The 16,742-nt window shown below is 68.3% G+C and carries 16 protein-coding genes; 9 read left to right on the top strand and 7 right to left on the bottom strand.

Going from position 1 to position 16,742, the window contains the following annotated elements:
• Positions 1-148 precede the first annotated feature (148 nt).
• The 4 genes from SVA_RS02295 to glcE all read left to right on the top strand — a co-directional run bounded on the left by SVA_RS02295 (position 149) and on the right by glcE (position 6,297).
• Positions 149-2,368: a phosphoketolase family protein gene (locus SVA_RS02295; RefSeq protein ID WP_096462793.1), complete on the top strand. Its 2,220-nt coding sequence runs from the start codon at positions 149-151 to the stop codon at positions 2,366-2,368.
• Positions 2,368-3,684, top strand: coding sequence for a four-carbon acid sugar kinase family protein (locus SVA_RS02290; RefSeq protein ID WP_096458225.1), 1,317 nt, complete (start codon positions 2,368-2,370; stop codon positions 3,682-3,684). Before SVA_RS02295 ends, SVA_RS02290 begins: the two co-directional genes overlap by 1 nt.
• A gap of 94 nt (positions 3,685-3,778) precedes the next feature.
• Positions 3,779-5,242: an FAD-linked oxidase C-terminal domain-containing protein gene (locus SVA_RS02285; protein WP_096462792.1), complete on the top strand. Its 1,464-nt coding sequence runs from the start codon at positions 3,779-3,781 to the stop codon at positions 5,240-5,242.
• Positions 5,242-6,297 carry a glycolate oxidase subunit GlcE gene (gene glcE, locus SVA_RS02280; protein ID WP_096458222.1) on the top strand — a complete coding sequence of 352 codons (1,056 nt, stop codon included), beginning with the start codon at positions 5,242-5,244 and terminating at the stop codon, positions 6,295-6,297. Before SVA_RS02285 ends, glcE begins: the two co-directional genes overlap by 1 nt.
• Positions 6,298-6,375: 78 nt before the next feature.
• Here the strand turns inward: glcE and glcF are convergent, their stop codons facing one another.
• Complete coding sequence (gene glcF / locus SVA_RS02275) at positions 6,376-7,599, bottom strand: glycolate oxidase subunit GlcF (protein WP_096458219.1); 1,224 nt, start codon at positions 7,597-7,599, stop codon at positions 6,376-6,378.
• Positions 7,600-7,724: 125 nt separating this feature from the next.
• On the opposite strand from glcF, the gene SVA_RS02270 reads away from it, so the two are divergent.
• The 4 genes from SVA_RS02270 (at position 7,725) to SVA_RS19640 (ending at position 11,396) form a co-directional block, all read left to right on the top strand.
• A complete protein-coding gene (locus SVA_RS02270; protein WP_096458216.1) occupies positions 7,725-8,900 on the top strand; it encodes a pyridoxal-phosphate-dependent aminotransferase family protein in 1,176 nt (391 codons plus the stop codon).
• 17 nt (positions 8,901-8,917) lie between these two features.
• On the top strand, positions 8,918-10,378 hold the full coding sequence (locus SVA_RS02265) for a helicase HerA-like domain-containing protein (RefSeq protein ID WP_096458213.1): 1,461 nt from the start codon (positions 8,918-8,920) through the stop codon (positions 10,376-10,378).
• A 370-nt stretch (positions 10,379-10,748) separates the two neighbouring features.
• On the top strand, positions 10,749-11,165 hold the full coding sequence (locus SVA_RS02260; protein ID WP_096458210.1) for a cereblon family protein: 417 nt from the start codon (positions 10,749-10,751) through the stop codon (positions 11,163-11,165).
• An 84-nt stretch (positions 11,166-11,249) separates the two neighbouring features.
• On the top strand, positions 11,250-11,396 hold the full coding sequence (locus SVA_RS19640; protein ID WP_169923934.1) for a hypothetical protein: 147 nt from the start codon (positions 11,250-11,252) through the stop codon (positions 11,394-11,396).
• A gap of 77 nt (positions 11,397-11,473) precedes the next feature.
• On the opposite strand, the gene cyoE is transcribed toward SVA_RS19640, so the two are convergent.
• Genes cyoE through SVA_RS02240 form a run of 4 tightly spaced genes read right to left on the bottom strand, consistent with a single transcriptional unit; the run spans position 11,474 to position 14,798 of the window.
• Complete coding sequence (gene cyoE / locus SVA_RS02255) at positions 11,474-12,439, bottom strand: heme o synthase (RefSeq protein ID WP_096458207.1); 966 nt, start codon at positions 12,437-12,439, stop codon at positions 11,474-11,476.
• Positions 12,436-13,446 (bottom strand): COX15/CtaA family protein, encoded by a 1,011-nt coding sequence (locus SVA_RS02250; protein WP_096458204.1) that lies wholly within the window; start codon positions 13,444-13,446, stop codon positions 12,436-12,438. Before SVA_RS02250 ends, cyoE begins: the two co-directional genes overlap by 4 nt.
• Positions 13,447-14,067: an SCO family protein gene (locus SVA_RS02245; protein ID WP_096458202.1), complete on the bottom strand. Its 621-nt coding sequence runs from the start codon at positions 14,065-14,067 to the stop codon at positions 13,447-13,449. It lies immediately after the preceding gene.
• Positions 14,064-14,798, bottom strand: coding sequence for an SURF1 family protein (locus SVA_RS02240; RefSeq protein WP_169923933.1), 735 nt, complete (start codon positions 14,796-14,798; stop codon positions 14,064-14,066). Before SVA_RS02240 ends, SVA_RS02245 begins: the two co-directional genes overlap by 4 nt.
• An 87-nt stretch (positions 14,799-14,885) precedes the next feature.
• Between SVA_RS02240 and SVA_RS19635 the strand changes: the two genes are divergently transcribed.
• A complete protein-coding gene (locus SVA_RS19635) occupies positions 14,886-15,092 on the top strand; it encodes a DUF2909 domain-containing protein (RefSeq protein ID WP_197703332.1) in 207 nt (68 codons plus the stop codon).
• Positions 15,093-15,168: 76 nt separating this feature from the next.
• On the opposite strand, the gene SVA_RS02235 is transcribed toward SVA_RS19635, so the two are convergent.
• Complete coding sequence (locus tag SVA_RS02235; RefSeq protein WP_096458195.1) at positions 15,169-16,044, bottom strand: cytochrome c oxidase subunit 3; 876 nt, start codon at positions 16,042-16,044, stop codon at positions 15,169-15,171.
• Between the two features lie 34 nt (positions 16,045-16,078).
• The gene (locus tag SVA_RS02230) at positions 16,079-16,699 is read right to left on the bottom strand and encodes a cytochrome c oxidase assembly protein (protein ID WP_197703330.1); all 621 of its coding nucleotides are present in this window, start codon (positions 16,697-16,699) and stop codon (positions 16,079-16,081) included.
• Between the last annotated feature and the right edge of the window lie 43 nt (positions 16,700-16,742).

Genomic DNA, 16,742 nt, shown 5'->3' with positions numbered 1-16,742 from the left:
AATGCGAGACGCCTTCTGTATTGTGAAACAGCCGGTGGCGGACTATAAAATAGCCGTGATTTCGCATTTCGGCACAGTTTTCGTGATTCGAAAATAGCGTGTGCGGCGCGCTTTATCAAGCCTTTTCACCCAGGAGGAATCGTTGAACATCGCCACTGCCCGCAAGGCTTCTCTACCGCCCCATCCGACCTTCTGCGAGGGAATTCAGTACTTCGGGGCCCCTTGGCCCGAATACGAGCGCTACGCGCGACGTCCGGCGATTTCCGCAGGGCAGGGCGCCGTTGCCGAGCCGACCGCGCCGGAGGCCGTCTACCAGACTCTCCTCGCCGCCGACGCCCTTCGGTACCTGACCCTGCAGGTCACCGGCTCGAAAGCCTCGGGACACCCGGGCGGGTTTGCGAGCAGCGCCGAGGCGTACGCGGCGCTCGTCATGCTCGGGCACACGAACATCATCACGGAGGTCGGTCACCACGCGCCCGGTTTTTACAGCGCCATGTTCCTCGACCGCTCGCTCGAGGAGATGGGCATCCGGACGGTGCGCGAGCTTCGCGAGCGGTTCCGCGAGCGCCACGGGCTCCTCGGACACCTCTCCGGCGCCATCCCGGGCATCCTCTCCCCGGCCGGGCCGCTCGGACAGGGACAGCACTTCGCGCTGGCGGGCGCGTACCTGCACCGCGACACCCTCTTTCCCTTCACGCTCGGCGACGGCGGCATGGGCGAACCGTACGTGCTCTCGGCGCTGCAGCACTTTCATACGGCATACCCCGAGATCACGAACTTCCTCCCGGTGCTCGTGTGGAACGGCTACAGCCAGGAGCACCATGCCATGGTGTCGACCTGGTCGAACGAGCGCATGATCGCGTACTGGAAGGCGCACGGCTTCCGGAACGTCTACCTGGTTGACGCCAGGGACTTCGACGATCAGGACCAGCCGGGCGCCTACGTCGACAGCACGCGTTTCACTCACGCGCGGCGGCTGGCCTTCACCCGGGCGCTGCTCGAGGCCATGGCCGAGGCGGCAAGCCGCGCCTTGGGCGGCGAGCTGACGGCGTTCGTCGTCAAGCAGCTCAAGGGCGCAGGCGTGCACGCCTCCGGCGCCAAGGCGCACAATCTCTACCCGCAGCACACCCTCGAGAACGACGACGTCGTCGAGGCGCTCAAGCGCCGCGCCCTCCCCCCGGAAGCGTGGCAAATCGTACGAACGAACTTCGAGCGGGCGGGCGGGGGCCCGGCGGCGCGCACGTCGGTGACCGAGCGCGTGCTTCCGCTCGCGCCCCTCGGCGCCCTTCCGCTCGTCGAGCACGCCGTGGGCGACAAGCAGGTGCCTTCCACCGCCATGGGGACGCTCGTCGCAGCGGTCGGGAAGGCGGACCCGCGCTTCGTCGTCACCAATGCCGACGGCAACGAGGCCTCGGGCATGCGCAACGTGAGCGACGCCCTCGTGATCCGGCACCCGACCCCGGACGCGCTGTACAGCCAGGGGCCGGACGGGCAGGTGTACGAGCCGCTCAACGAGGACGCGTGCGCCGGCTTTGCGGCGGCGCTCGCGCTCTTCGGAGGTCGGTCTCTCTGGCTTTCCTACGAGAGCTTCGCGATCAACGGGCTGCCGATCTGGCAGACCGTGACGCAGGCGATGGCGGAGCTGCGACGCAGGACGCCTTCGGCCGTCGCGATGTTCACGGCCGGGGCGCTCGAGCAGGGTCGTAACGGCTGGACGCACCAGCGCCCGGAAGTGGAGAACCATTTCGCGGCCCTGATGCGAAACGGCAACGTCTATCCGCTCTTCCCCTGCGACGCCAACATGATCCAGGCGGCGTACGAATGGGCGCTGAAGGCCTGCAACAAGGGCATCGTCATCACGGCGTCGAAGAGCCCGCTGCCCGTGCGAACCAGCCTCGCGCAGGGCCGCGAGGCCATCGAACGCGGCGCGCTCGCGCTCCATGAAAGCCCCGGCACCGGCCGCATCGTGGTCCTGGCCGCAGTCGGGGACATGTCCCTGCTGCCCGTCTACGATGCCAAGGAACGGCTCGAGCGGGACGGACTACGGGTACGGATCGTCGCGATAGTCAACCCTCGGCGGCTCTACCGGCCGGGCGACGTGCACTGGGAATCATGCGCCGAGCCGGACGACACGTTCATGAACGACGACGATTTCAATGCGCTCTTCGACGGCGACGCGCTCGTCGCCGTGAGCGGCGGCCCGGGCGCCGTGTTCGAGCCGGTCTGGCTGCGATCGCGCGCGCCGCGGCGCGACGCTTTCGTCTGGAAACGGGGAGAGACCACGGCCTCGCCCGCCGAAATCATGGCATTCAACGGGCTGACCGGGGAGGCCATCGCGCGGCGCGCACGGGCGCTCGCCGAGGGTTGATGGCCGCCGGCAAGATCGTCGTTCTCGACGACGACCCGACGGGTTCGCAGACGGTTCACGGCTGCCTGCTGCTCACGCGCTGGGACGCGGCGACATTGCGCGAGGCGCTCGCGGATGCATCCCCGCTCTTCTTCGTGCTCACCAACACGCGCGGCATGGATGCCGCGCGCGCCTCCGCCGTCACGCGCGAGGTGTGCGTGAACCTCAGGGAGGCGCTCGCCGGCTCGGATGCGACGCCGATCCTCGTCAGCCGCTCGGACTCCACGCTGCGCGGACACTACCCGGTGGAGACGGATGTCATCGCCGAGGTGCTCGGCCCCTTCGACGCGCACTTTCTCGTGCCGGCATTCTTCGAGGGCGGGCGCATCACGCGCGATAGCGTGCACTATGTCCGCATGGACGGGCGCGACGTGCCCGCGCACGAGACCGAGTTCGCGCGGGACTCGGTCTTCGGGTACCGCACGAGCTACCTTCCGGACTACGTCGAGGAGAAGACGCGCGGGCGCATCCCGGCGGTGCGCGTGCACCGCTTCCTGCTCGACGATGTGCGCTCCGGCGCGTACCCGCGACTCATGTCGCTGCACGGCAACGCATGCGCGGTCGTCGACGCGGAGCAACAGGCGGATCTCGACCGGTTCGCGGCCGATCTGCGTTCCGCCGTGAACCAGGGGAAGCGATTCCTCTTCCGCAGCGCGGCGAGCCTGCTCACCGCGCTCGCCGGACTGCCGCCGCAGCCCGTCGCCCCCGAAGCCATGTGGACCTACGTGCGCGGGCGCCGCCCGGGCGCCGTCCTGGTCGGCTCGCACGTTTCGAAGACGACGCGCCAGCTCGAGCGGCTGCTCCGGATTCCGGGCATCGTCCCCGTGGAGGCGGACGTGGAACGACTGCCCGCCGATCGTCCGGCGCTGCTCGCCGAGGTCATCGCGCGGGCGGCGGACGCGCATGCCGGCCAACAGACTCCCGTGATCTACACCAGCAGGACGGAAAAGTACTTTTCCGACCGGCAGGCCCGGCTGGCGTTCGGCGAATCGGTCTCCGCGTTCCTGACGGACGTGGTCCGGGGACTGCCGCGGACGCTGGGATACCTGATCAGCAAGGGCGGCATTACCTCGAACGACGTGCTCGCCCACGGGCTCGCCCTGCGCACGGCCCGGGTGCTCGGGCAGATCCTGCCCGGCTGCTCCATCGTGCGCTGCCCGGCCGATCACCCCCGCTTTCCCGATCTTCCGGTCGTCGTTTTCCCCGGCAACGTCGGCGACGACGACGGACTGGCCACGGTTCATAGACGCCTAACGGGCCAGCCGGACCGCGAGTGATCGCCCGGGCGTGACCTCCGCCCGGGTTAGTGATGTACTAACTTCCCGCACCCGGAAACCAGGCATGGCCGTCCCCCACACCGGATCCGAGGCGATGACGCCGGACGCGAAGCGCTCGCTGGTCGCGGCGCTGCAGGCGTTCCTGCCCGCGAATGCCGTACTGCACGAGGACGAGGACTTGCGACCGTACGAATGCGACGGGCTGTCCGCGTACCGCCGGCTGCCGCTCATCGTCGTGCTTCCGAGCACGGTGGACCAGGTGGCGCGCGTGCTCACGCTGTGCCGCCAGCACGAGGTTCCCGTGGTCGCCCGCGGAGCGGGCACCGGGCTTTCCGGCGGTGCGTTGCCGCTCTCGAACGGGGTGCTCCTCTCGCTCGCGAAGTTCAGGCGCATTCTCGCCATCGACCCGGTCAACCGGATGGCGCGCGTGGAGCCCGGCGTGCGGAACCTCGCCATCTCCGAGGCCGCCGGCGCATACGGGCTCTACTATGCGCCTGATCCCTCCTCGCAGATCGCCTGCTCGATCGGGGGCAACGTCGCCGAGAACGCCGGCGGAGTGCACTGCCTGAAGTACGGCCTGACCGTGCACAACGTTCTCGCGCTCAAATTCCTGACGATCGACGGCGACCTGGTCACCGTGGGCAGCCAGGGTCTCGACGGCCCGGGCTACGATCTTCTCGCTCTCCTGACCGGTTCCGAAGGCATGCTCGGCGTGATCGTCGAGGTCACCGTGAAGCTCCTGCCCCGGCCCGAGCGCGCCCAGGTGGCGCTCGGTGCCTTCGCGAGCGTGGAGGATGCGGGCGAGGCGGTGGCCGCCATCATCGCCTCCGGCTTCATACCCGGTGGGCTCGAGATGATGGACGGTCTCGCGATTCGGGCGGCGGAGGACTACCTCCACGCCGGTTACCCCGTCGACGCCGCGGCGATCCTGCTGTGCGAGCTGGATGGAACGTCCGAGGAGGTGGCCGACGGCGTCGCGCGCGTCCGTGAAATCATGGAGCGCGCACGCGCCACCGAGGTCCGCACATCGCGGAACGAGACCGAACGGCTCGCGTTCTGGGCGGGGCGCAAAGCGGCCTTCCCGGCCGTCGGGCGCCTGTCGCCGGACTACTACTGCATGGACGGCACGATCCCCCGCAAGCATCTGGCCCGCGTGCTCACGCGGATCAGCGCGCTTTCGCGCGAGTACGGTCTCCCGGTCGCGAACGTATTCCACGCAGGCGACGGCAACCTTCACCCGCTGATCCTCTACGACGCGAACAAGCCCGGCGACCTCGAACGCACCGAGGAGCTCGGTGGCCGGATACTCGAGGAGTGCATCGCGGTCGGCGGGACGATCACCGGCGAGCACGGCGTCGGCGTCGAGAAGATCGGCCAGATGTGTCTGCAGTTCTCGCCGGCGGAGCTCAATCAGTTCCACGCGGTCAAGGCGGCGTTCGATTCCCAGGGCCTGCTCAATCCCGGCAAGGCGGTCCCGACGCTGGTGCGCTGCGCGGAGCTCGGCGCCATGCACGTGCACCAGGGGGCGCTTCCCTTCCCCGAGCTCGAGCGGTTCTAGTGGCGACCAACGCCGACCGCAGCGGAGAGCTGACGGAAGCGATCCGGGCCGCGACGAGCCCCCTGCAGCTGCTCGGCGGCGGCACCAAGCGCTTCTATGGACGTCAGATCGACGGGCACGCCCTGCACGTGGCCGGCCATTGCGGCATCGTGTCGTACGAGCCCACGGAGCTCGTCATCAGCGCCCGAGCGGGCACCCCGCTTGCGCACATCGAATCCACCCTCGCCCGGAGCAACCAGATGCTCGGCTTCGAGCCGCCGCGGTTCGGCGAGGCCGCGACGCTCGGCGGCACGGTCGCGTGCGGGCTGTCGGGACCCCGACGGCCCTATGCCGGGAGCGCCCGTGACTTCGTCCTCGGCGTGAAAATTGTCAACGGCAAGGGCGAGCGCATGGCGTTCGGGGGGCAGGTCATGAAGAACGTCGCGGGCTACGACGTCTCCCGGCTGATGGTCGGGGCGCTCGGCACTCTGGGCCTCCTGCTGGAGATCTCGCTCAAGGTCCTGCCGCAGCCTGAACGCGAGCTCACCCTCGGATACGCATTGCCCCTCGGCGAGGCACTGGCGCGCATCGCCTCGTGGTCCGGCAAACCCCTCCCGCTGTCTGCGGCCTGCCACGTCAACGATACCTTATATATACGGCTCTCGGGCTCGGACAGCGCGGTCGCCGCCGCGCGGGCTGCGCTCGGAGGGGAAGAGATTCCGCGAGGCACGGATTTCTGGACGGAACTGCGTGAACACCGTCTCCCGTTCTTTCGCGAGGACGAGCCCTTGTGGAGGGTGTCGGTCCCGCCCGCCGCGCACCTGTCCATCGCCGGCGAGTGGCTGATCGACTGGGGCGGCGCGCAGCGCTGGCTGAAAACCTCCCTTCCGGCGACCGAAATCTGGCGGGCGGCCGAGCACGCCGGTGGACACGCCACGCTGTTTCGCGGCGGCGATCGTGCGGGGGAGGTGTTCCATCCGCTCTCACCGGTGCTTGCGCGCCTGCACAGGAATCTGAAGCACGCCTTCGATCCAGCCGGCATCCTCAATCCCGGCCGCTACACGACCGCGTGGTGAGGCGACCGCATCCCGCACCGTTAGCGGGGCCGTACTTCGAGGTCTTCAGCTTCGCTCTCGCGGCGCCCCTGCAAAGCGCTACGGCGAGAGCGCCTCGTCCACGAGCTCGATCCAATGACGCACGGGAACGCCGGTGCCCCCCTGGATGTGTGCGAGGCAACCGACGTTCGCGGTGGCAATCAGCGTCGGGGCGCCCGACTCGAGCGACCGCACCTTGTTGTCGCGAAGCTCGCGTGCGATCGCCGGATGCAGGATGGAGTACGTGCCGGCAGAGCCGCAGCACAGGTGCGCGTCCGGCACCGCCGTCAGCACGAAGCCGAGTCGGCGCAGCAGATTTTCGACGACGCCGGACAACCGTTGTCCGTGCTGTAGCGAGCACGGCGCGTGAAAGGCGATCTTTCCCTGGTGCGCGGAGAGGCGTAGCGCCGCGACGACGGGCTCTCCGGCGAGCACCTCGCTCAGGTCGCGAGTGAGGGCCGCCACGCGTGCGGCCTTCGTCGCGTAGGCCGGGTCGTCCGCGAGCAGCCGCCCGTACTCCTTCACGTGAACCCCGCATCCGCTCGCGGTCATCACGATTGCCTCCACGCCGGCCTCGACGTGCGGCCACCAGGCGTCGATGTTGCGGCGGGCGAACTCCAGACCTTCCTCCATCGCCGACGTGTGATGCGAGAGCGCGCCGCAGCAGCCGGCCTCCTCCGCCGCCGTCAGACTGATGCCGAGGCGATCCAGCACCCGCGCAGCGGCGGCGTTGATGTTCGGCGCGATGCCGGGCTGCGCGCAGCCCTCGAGCACGAGCATCCGCCGTGCGTGTGCGGGCACGGGCCACGCGCGCGCCGGGCGCGGCGCGGGAATGGCGCGACGCAGAGCGCCGGGCACGAACGGTCGTACGAGCCGCCCCAAACGCACGAGCGGCGTGAACCGGCCGGGGTGAGCGATCACCGCGCGCAGCAGCCGCCGGCGCAGGCGATCGAACCAGTTCCGTTCCACCTGCCGCTCCACGAGCTCGCGGCCGATGTCGAGGAGCCGGCCGTACTGTACCCCGGACGGACAGGTCACCTCGCAGTTGCGACAGGTGAGGCAGCGGTCGAGATGCAGTTGCGTCTTCGCGGTGGGCGCGTGGCCTTCGAGGACCTGCTTCATCAGGTAGATGCGCCCGCGCGGCCCGTCGAGCTCGTCACCCAGGACCTGGTAGGTGGGACACGTCGCGTTGCAGAAGCCGCAATGGACGCAGGCCCGCAGGATGCGGTCCGCCTCGCGGCCCGTATCGGTGCCGCGGATGAATTCGGCGAGGGCGGTCTGCATGGGCGGCCTCAGTCTACCGAAAAAACGGGCGGGGTGGCGCCGAATTGCGCAGGGAGGCGAAAACCGTATACTGGCGCCTTCGTCCTGCCTCCCTAAATCAATCAAATAAAGGGGTCTTTCGAAGTATGTCGACGCGATCCTTCAATCCGCCGGTCCGCACGCTCATGGGGCCCGGCCCTTCGGACGTGCATCCGCGTGTCCTGGCCGCCATGGCGCGCCCGACCATTGGACACCTCGATCCCGCGTTCGTTGCCATGATGGAGGAGACGAAGGCGCTGCTGCAGTACGCGTTCCAGACCCAGAACGCCTTCACGTTTCCGGTGTCCGGCCCCGGCTCCGCCGGCATGGAGACCTGCTTCGTCAATCTCGTCGAGCCCGGCGACAAGGTGATCGTCTGCCAGAACGGCGTATTCGGGGCGCGCATGAAGGAGAACGTCGTGCGCGCCGGAGGCGAGCCCATCGTCGTCGAGGACAACCTCGGCGAGCCCATCGATCCGGGCAAGGTGGAGGACGCGCTCAAGAAGCACCGTGGCGTCACGCTCGTCGCCTTCGTGCACGCCGAGACGTCGACCGGCGTCGAATCGGACGCGCAGGCGCTCGCGCGGATCGCACACCAGCACGGCGCCGCGACGATTGTGGACGCCGTCACCTCGCTCGGCGGCTCCCCGCTGAGCGTCGACGCCTGGGGGCTCGACGCGGTCTACTCCGGATCGCAGAAATGCCTGTCGTGCACTCCGGGCCTCTCGCCCGTCACCTTCAGCGAGCGGGCGGCCGAAAAGATCAAGAAGCGAAAGAGCCCGGTGCAGAGCTGGTTTCTCGACCTCACCCTCGTCATGGGCTACTGGGGCACGGGCAAACGCACCTATCACCACACGGCGCCGATCAATCCGCTCTACGGCCTGCACGAGGCGCTCGTACTGCTGAAGGAGGAAGGGCTCGAGGCCTCCTGGGCGCGTCACCGCCAGCAGTACGAGGCCCTGCGCGCAGGCATCGAGGCGATGGGCCTCTCGTACCTGGTGAAGGAACCGCACCGCCTTCCGCAACTGAATGCGATCCGGGTACCCGAGGGCGTCGACGACGCGACGGTACGGAGCAAGCTGCTCCACGACTACAATATCGAGATTGGCGGAGGTCTCGGTGCGCTTGCCGGCAAGCTCTGGCGCATCGGACTCATGGGCCACGGGGCGAACCCGAAGAACGTGATGTCCTGCCTCGGCGCGCTCGACGCCGTCCTGGCGGAGCTGCGCGCCCCGATCCAAGAAGGCGCCGCCGTCACCGCCGCCCAGAAAGCGTTCGCCTAGATCACGGAGTCAGGCTCATGGCCGAGCCGCTGTTTATCGGGAAGGGACGACAGGCACTCCACCTCCTGCCCGCGCTCGCGAACCGTCACGGGCTGATCGCCGGCGCGACCGGGACAGGCAAGACCGTCTCGCTGCAGGTGCTCGCCGAGGGATTTTCGCGCGCCGGGGTGCCGGTCTTTCTCGCCGACGTCAAAGGCGACCTCGCCGGTCTCTCGCAGCCGGGCAGCGAGTCGGCAAAGCTCAAGGAACGGCTCGCGAGGCTCGATATCGAGTTCGCGCCGGAAGCCTGCCCGGTCCGGTTCTGGGACGTCTACGGGGAGCTGGGACATCCGGCGCGCACGACCATCTCCGAGATGGGGCCGCTCCTCCTCGGGCGGCTGCTCAATCTGAACGAAACCCAGGAGGGTGTCCTCACCGCCCTCTTCCGCATCGCCGACGACAACGGCTGGCTGCTGCTCGATCTCAAGGACTTGCGCGCGATGGTGCAGTTCGCCGGCGACAACGCCAAGACCTTCACCACGCAATACGGCAACATCTCCGCGGCCTCGATCGGCGCGATTCAGCGCGCGCTGCTGGCGCTCGAGTCGCAGGGCGCCGAGCGCCTCTTCGGCGAACCCGCGCTCGCGCTCGACGACCTGATCCAGACCGAGGACGGCCGCGGCGTCGTCAACATCCTCGCCGCCGAAAAGCTCATGCAGTCGCCGAAGGTCTACGCGACGTTCCTGCTGTGGCTGCTCGCCGAGCTCTTCGAGCAGCTTCCCGAGGTCGGCGACCGCGAGAAGCCCAGGCTCGTCTTCTTTTTCGACGAGGCGCATCTGCTGTTCGAGGATGCGCCCAAGGCGCTGCTCGACAAGATCGAGCAGGTGGTGCGCCTCATCCGCTCAAAGGGCGTCGGCGTGTACTTCGTCACGCAGAGCCCGCTCGACGTGCCGCAGGACGTGCTCGGCCAGCTCGGCAACCGCATCCAGCACGCCCTGCGCGCCTTCACGCCCAGGGACCAGAAGGCGGTGCGGGCGGCGGCCGAGACGTTCCGGCCGAATCCCGGCCTGGACGTTTCGCAGGCGATCACCGAGCTCGGAGTCGGCGAGGCGCTCGTATCGCTGCTCGACGAGGCAGGCTCGCCCGCGATGGTCGAGCGGGCCCTGATCGCACCGCCGCGAAGCCGGATCGGGCCGATCACGACCGAGGAGCGCCGGCGCCTGATCGACTCCTCGCCGCTGCGGGGTCACTACGAGCGCGCGGCGGATCGCGAGTCGGCCTACGAGATCCTCAAACGCCGCGCGGAGACACCGCCGGAGCAGACCACGAGCGGCAGCAGATGGGACGAGCTGCTGGGCGGCGGCGCGGCGAAAGGCGGGCGACGGCGCGAGGGGATGGCGGAGGCGATGATGAAGAGCGCATCGCGCGCGATCGGGAGCCAGATCGGCCGGCAGATCATCCGCGGCGTGCTTGGCTCCTTGCTCGGCGGCAAGCGGTAGACCCGGCGACGCACCCGAACCGCCGCGTTCCGCGGGGCGTGTCGAATCGAGAGGACCGCGCGCGGGGCGACGTAGTACTATTCCAGGACCGACCGTCACCCTGAGCGAGTCCCGCTCCGTGCGCGGTCGGCCGAACCATGGGAAACGGCCGCCGATACCTGCCTGAAGCCGCTCACACCGCCCGCCGGTCCGGCTTCCGCTACGTGACGGACGCGCTCGGGGACCTTACGCTCGGGCTTCTTCGACAACGCCGGATCGGGCATGACCGTCGGTACGGCTACCCGGTGTCCTTGCCGTTTTTTGCTGAGGCCGGGCCCGCGGTTGCGGGACTCGTCGTTATCGGCGCCGGCTGAACGCGATCGCCCCGATAGTGCACGCCTTCGCCCTCCCGTGGCTCCTCTTCTTCGACCCCGATCGGGAATCGGCGCGCCAGCGCATCCGAGCGAGCGAGAAAGCGAAACCGCGGCGCGAGGAGCGCCTTTACTGCGTCGCCTGCCGGCACGCGATTACCAGGCAGGACGAACGCATCAGCGTACAAGGGGGCATCGAGCACATCTTCACCAATCCGTACGGGCTGACCTTCCACATCGCCTGCTTCCGGGAAGCGGCGGGATGCCGCATCACGGGAATCGCGAGTGCCGAGCACACGTGGTTTCCGGGATATCGCTGGCGCATCGCGCTCTGTGCCGGGTGCGACGCGCATCTCGGATGGCTCTACGACTCGGCGTCCGACCGGTTCCACGGTCTGATCATCGATCGCCTGACGTCCCGCGGATCGGCGCCTTAGGGCGGCCGAACGGTGGTGTGGGCGGATTGCACCGGCACACGGCTCGTGCGACGCTTCCCGCGATCAACCGGAATGAGCACGGACATGCTCTGGCTACTACTGACATGGATTGCCCTCGGCCTGGTCGCGGCCTGCCTCTTCGGTGAAACAGCCGGGACGATGCGCGAAGACCATCGCGACGACGATTCCGCGCCCGCGGAGGAAGGCTACGAGGAAAACCTCCTCGCCTGACCCTGCACGCGCCCGCAGCTGTTCCCCGAGGCGGAGAAAGCCTCCCACATTACCGTTCGCGGCAGGACGCCTGCCGCTCAGTAGAGCGCGGACTGGAGCGCTTCGCGGATTTGCGCGCTGTAGTGGTCGACCAGGAGCAACGCGAAGAGAAGCGCGAGGTACTGGATGGAGTAGCCGAAGGTGCGGCGGGCGAGCCCGTCGCTGTAGTTCCGGTAGAGCCGCCACGCGTAAAGGAGGAACCGCGCATCGAGCGCCAGCGCCCCGGCGAGGTAAAGCCAGCCGCTCATGCGGGTCGCGAACGGCAGCACCGTCGCGGCGGTCAGCAGGATCGTGTAGAGCAGGATCTGGAGCTTCGTGAACTCCACGCCGTGGGTCACCGGCAGCATCGGGATGCGCACCTTCGCGTACTCCTCCCGCCGGTAGAGCGCCAATGCCCAGAAGTGCGGGGGCGTCCACGTGAAGATGATGAGAAAGAGCAGCAGCGCGTCCGGGTGGACCTGCCCGGTGATCGCGGTCCAGCCGAGGATGGGCGGCGCCGCGCCGGCGGCCCCGCCGATGACGATGTTCTGCGGCGTGGTGTGCTTGAGCCAGACGGTGTAGATCACCGAGTAGCCGATGATCGAGAAGAACGTCAGCACCGCCGTCAGCGTGTTCACGCCGAGCGCGAGGATCGCCATGGAAGCGATTCCGAGCGCCACGGCGAAGACGAAGGCTTCCCGCGCGGTGAGCTGGCCGGTCGGCAGCGGGCGCGCCCGGGTGCGGTTCATCACGGCGTCCGCCCGCTGATCCAGCACGTGGTTGAAGGCGGCGGCCGAACCGGCGGCCAGGGCGATGCCGAGCGTGCCGAAAACGAACGGCCCGAGCGGCAGAAAGACACTCGGCGAGGACAGGAACATTCCCACGACGGCGGTGAAGACGATGAGCGCCACCACCCGCGGCTTGGTCAGCTCGAAGTACTCGCGGGCGAGCAGCCGGAGGTCCCGCGGGACGGCCGGAGCGCCGCGCGCGATATCGCAGGAGACGGGCTTTTCGACGGGCTTCATTTGCGTTCGATCGGTCGCGGGCGCAGCACGTGGTAAAGGGTAATGAGGCTCATCAGGAGCAGGGCCGCCGCCGCACTGTGGCCCACGGCCGTCGGGAGGGCGAGCCCGCCGACAACCGCCATGACGCCCAAGGCGGTCGCGAACGATAGCATCAGTAGCACCAGCAGACCATAGCGGCAGAGGTTCTCCTCGTGGCCGACGCGCAGCAGGTGCAGGGCCAGCCACCCCGGGTAGAGCAGCGCCAGCAGCGCGCCCACACGGTGCGCGAAATGGATGGCCGTGGCCGCCGGAAGGCCCAGACTGTCCGCCTCGTACTCGATACCTACCTCCCGCCACAGCGTCAGGCCGTCGACGAGGTCCATCACAGGCAGGTACTCGCCCTGGCACGTCGGGAAATCAGGGCAGGCCAGCACGGCGTAGTTCACCATCGACCAGCCGCCGAGAACGATCGCCAGAACACCCAGCAGCAGCGCGAAGACCGCGCGCGGACGGAGCCGGCGGGTCAGCGACGAGGCCGTCACCGAGCGAAACAGGCGCTGCTCGCGCAGCACGATCCACCACAGGAGCGCGAGCACCAGCAGGCCGCCGAGGATCTGGATCATCATCACGATGGGTTTGTACTGGAAATCGACCGTCGCGACGCCGAGCGCGGTGAGTCCGAAGACGAGGAACAGGGTGAGTGCGGGGATCAGCACCTGCTGATTGGGGCGGCGGCGGAGCTGCCAGCCGAGCACCGCGAGACGGATGAGCAGCAGGCCGAGGGCGCCCGCGATATAGCGGGATACCATGTCCTTCCACGCGCGTTTCGCCGGAGTGCGCGCGGCCGTCGCCTGCCGGGCGGCCAGAGGCGCCTGTGCGCGGCCGGCGCACGCGGGACCGGCCGGGCACCCGAGCTCGGCTTCGGTGAGGCGCACGTAGGCGCCGAACACGACCGCGACGAAGGCGAAGCACACGGCGGCGAGCGCCGTGCGGAAGAAGCGTGCGGGACGGCTCTTGTTGCGGAACATTCAGCCGATCTGCGAGGCCTTGAGCAGGAATCCCAGGTCCTTGTTCATGCCCCGGGGATCGGCGTCGGCCGGATAGCTCATCATCAGGTTGCCCAACGGATCGACCACGTAAACGCGTTGCAGCCCGTCGGACGGACTCCCGGCCGGCAGACGAAACTGCTCGGCCAGACGCCGGACCTCTTCCGGATCGCCGGTGACGACCTCCATTCCCGGGTAGTCCTTCAACTTCTCATGAAGCCCGTCCAGGCCACGGGCGTCGGTGAGCACGAACAGGCGCTGGACGCGGTGCGCCTCCTTTCCCTGCGCCGCCGTGATCTGGCGCATCTTGTAAAGATTGTCGATGCACGGCTTCGGGCATTCGGCCGATCCGAAATACACGAGGGTCCACTTGCCCTGCAGCTCGGCGAACCGCAACGCGCCGCCACCGAGGCGCACGAGCCCGACGTCATCGATCGGGCGCGCGGGCTGCACCAGCTCGCCGTAGTTCTTGGTCTTGGTGGGACGCCAACCGGTCTCGACCAGCACGAACGAAGCGATGATGCCGGAGAGGAACAGCAGCGCCAGCAGGACGAGCACCCAGCGTCCGCGTCGCCGGTCGACAGGCTGTCCGGCCGATCTCATGGCGCGTCGCCTCCCATGCGCGCGCGGCGTCCGTAGCGGCGCATCAGCGCGATATAGCCCACGAACGCGGCGGCCGCGAGCGCGAACCACTGGAACGCGTAGCCTTGATGCACGGCGATCCCCGTGTCCAGGCGGGCCCACTCGCGCACGAAACCGCCTGGCGCCTGCGGATCCAGCAGGACCACCACCGGCTGGACGGGGAACCCGACTTCCCGCGTGTAACGCTCGAGATCGAGCTGCTGCCACACGGTCGGCTTTCCCCGCGTGAGCGGCGACGGTTCCCCCAGCGTGAAGCCTTCGTGCGGGACGGTCGCGACGCCACGCACCGTGAGCGCATCGGTCGGTGTTTCGATTGCGGGGAGCTGCCGGCGGTCGGGACCGAGCGGAACCCAGCCCCGGTTCACGAGCACACGCATCTCGCTGTCCCGGATTCGCAGCGGCGTGAGCACGTGGTAGCCCGGCGCGCCGCGGTGCACGCGATTGTCGAGCAGGATCTGGTACTCGGTGTCATAACGCCCGGTCGCCTCGACCCGATAGAACTGAAACTCTTCCGCCGACTGCCACTCCCCGCCGATCCGCACGGGCTCCTGGCTCGCGCGCCGGTCGTACTCGGCCTGCAAGTCGCGCTTCTCCCGCGCGCGCTCCAGCTGCCAGTACCCGAGGAAGACGAACACCGGGATCAGCAACAGCGCCACAAGGGTCGGGAGCAGCGCACCGCGACGCACGTTCACCACCGTCCGTCCCCGCGTCCCCAGCTGAACCGCCCCGCGCCCACTCCTTGAGTATAATCGCGCCCTGCGATTTCGCCGGGAGGCCTCGTGCTGATCAAAGGCATTATCATCCTGATGCTCGTGCTCATCCTCGTGAGCCTGTTTTCGGCGCTGGCGCTCGTCTTCCGCGCCCGGGGACGCAGCACCCGCGTCGCGACCGCCCTCACCTGGCGCATCGGGTTGTCCCTGGCGCTGTTTATCCTCCTGATGGCCGGCCTGTACTTCGGAATCATTCCGCCGAACGGTTTGCGCTAGCGCCCCGAAGCGGGCCGCCCTCAAGCAAAAAGGGCGCTGTCCTCGCGGACAGCGCCCTTTCTTCGTCCCGCGGGTCCTAGAGCCAGTACACGAAGACGAACAGACCCAGCCAGACCACGTCAACGAAGTGCCAGTACCAGGCCACCGCCTCGAAGCCGAAGTGGTTGTCCGGCCGGAAGTGTCCCTTGAGCGCACGGCCGAGGATCACCATGAGCATGATCGTGCCGATGGTGACGTGCATGCCGTGGAAACCCGTGAGCATGAAGAACGTCGTGCCGTAGATGCCGGTCTTCAGCGTGAGGTCGAGCTCGGTGTAGGCGTGCACGTACTCGTAAACCTGGAAGCCCAGGAACGTGACGCCGAGCGCGACGGTCAGGAACAGACCGGTAATGAGCTTCGCGCGGTTGTCCTGGAGCAATCCCCAGTGCGCCCAGGTGACCGTCGCGCCGGAGGTGAGCAGGATCAGCGTGTTGAGCGCCGGAATGCCCCACGCGGCCATCGGCGTGAACTGCTCGGGGCCGGGGATCGCCCCCGCCGCGGTCGGCACGGGCCCCTTGGGGCCCGCGGTCGGCCAGGTTGCGTCGTACCCGGGCCACAGGAGCTCGTTCCCGCCGATCCAGTCGACGGCGAACATGCGCACGTAGAAGAGCGCGCCGAAGAAGGCGGCGAAGAACATCACCTCCGAGAAAATGAACCACGCCATGCCCCAGCGGAAGGAACGGTCGACCTGCGCGTTGTAGAGGCCGCTCTCGTTCTCGCCGATCACCTGGCCGAACCAGCGGACCATCATGGTCACGATGATCGCTCCGCCGAGGGCCATGACCCACGGACCTGGCTGGATCCCGTTGATGGTCAGCACCGTACCCACCGCCAGCGCAAACAGGCCGGCCGAGGTCACGATCGGCCACGGGCTCGGGTTGGGCAGGTAGTAGCTACCGTGTGCGCTCGCCATGCGTATCCCCTTATCGGATGAAATGTTGTATGGACTAGCCTTTGCCACCCGCGGCCGCGTGGCCCTGCGAGTGATCGTGGTCGTGATGGTCGGCCGGCGTCGCCCCGTACTTCGCTGCCTGCGCCTTGTCGACGTTGAAGAAGGCGTACGACAGCGTGATGGTCTGCACCTCGGGTGCGAGCTCGGGCGCGACGACGAACTGCACCGGCATCTCGCGGGCCTCGCGCGGACCCAGCTTCTGCTCCGTGAAGCAGAAGCACTCGATCTTCTTGAAGTGCGCCGCGGCCCGGCCGGGCGCGACGCTCGGCACCGCCTGACCGGTGATCGTCTCGTCCGCCTGGTTGCGGGCGTAGTAGTTCACCGTCACGGTCTCGCCCGGATGCACCTCGATCCGCTTCGTAACGGGACGAAACTCCCAGGGGAGGCCAGTCGACACGTGCGCGGTGAACTCGACCGTGACCGTGCGGCTGGGGTCGGACGTGGCGGCTACGGCCTCCGGACCGTTTCGGCCGACCTTGCCGTTCAGCCCGAGTACGTCGCACGCCACGTTGTAGAGAGGCACCAGCAGATAGCCGAAGCCGAACATTCCGAGGGCGACGAGACCGAGTCGAAGCGCGGTGCGTCGATTGCGGCGGATACCGGTGCTCGCGTTCACCTGATGCTCACCCGAAGCGGAAGAAGCTGGCGACGTAGAACCC

The sequence above is a fragment of the Sulfurifustis variabilis genome (genome assembly GCF_002355415.1).
GTDB classification, from domain to species: domain Bacteria; phylum Pseudomonadota; class Gammaproteobacteria; order Acidiferrobacterales; family Sulfurifustaceae; genus Sulfurifustis; species Sulfurifustis variabilis.
Note: the sequence above shows the minus strand (reverse complement) of the source record. Positions and strands in the feature narration are given on the sequence as shown.

What these genes read in the sequence shown, in the direction of transcription:
- SVA_RS02290 (WP_096458225.1), top strand. Translation starts at nt 2,368, where the DNA reads ATGGCCGCCGGCAAGATCGTCGTTCTCGACGACGACCCGACGGGTTCG.
- SVA_RS02285 (WP_096462792.1), top strand. Translation starts at nt 3,779, where the DNA reads ATGACGCCGGACGCGAAGCGCTCGCTGGTCGCGGCGCTGCAGGCGTTC.
- glcF (WP_096458219.1), bottom strand. Translation starts at nt 7,599, where the DNA reads ATGCAGACCGCCCTCGCCGAATTCATCCGCGGCACCGATACGGGCCGC.
- SVA_RS02270 (WP_096458216.1), top strand. Translation starts at nt 7,725, where the DNA reads ATGTCGACGCGATCCTTCAATCCGCCGGTCCGCACGCTCATGGGGCCC.
- SVA_RS02265 (WP_096458213.1), top strand. Translation starts at nt 8,918, where the DNA reads ATGGCCGAGCCGCTGTTTATCGGGAAGGGACGACAGGCACTCCACCTC.
- SVA_RS19640 (WP_169923934.1), top strand. Translation starts at nt 11,250, where the DNA reads ATGCTCTGGCTACTACTGACATGGATTGCCCTCGGCCTGGTCGCGGCC.
- cyoE (WP_096458207.1), bottom strand. Translation starts at nt 12,439, where the DNA reads ATGAAGCCCGTCGAAAAGCCCGTCTCCTGCGATATCGCGCGCGGCGCT.
- SVA_RS02250 (WP_096458204.1), bottom strand. Translation starts at nt 13,446, where the DNA reads ATGTTCCGCAACAAGAGCCGTCCCGCACGCTTCTTCCGCACGGCGCTC.
- SVA_RS02245 (WP_096458202.1), bottom strand. Translation starts at nt 14,067, where the DNA reads ATGAGATCGGCCGGACAGCCTGTCGACCGGCGACGCGGACGCTGGGTG.
- SVA_RS02235 (WP_096458195.1), bottom strand. Translation starts at nt 16,044, where the DNA reads ATGGCGAGCGCACACGGTAGCTACTACCTGCCCAACCCGAGCCCGTGG.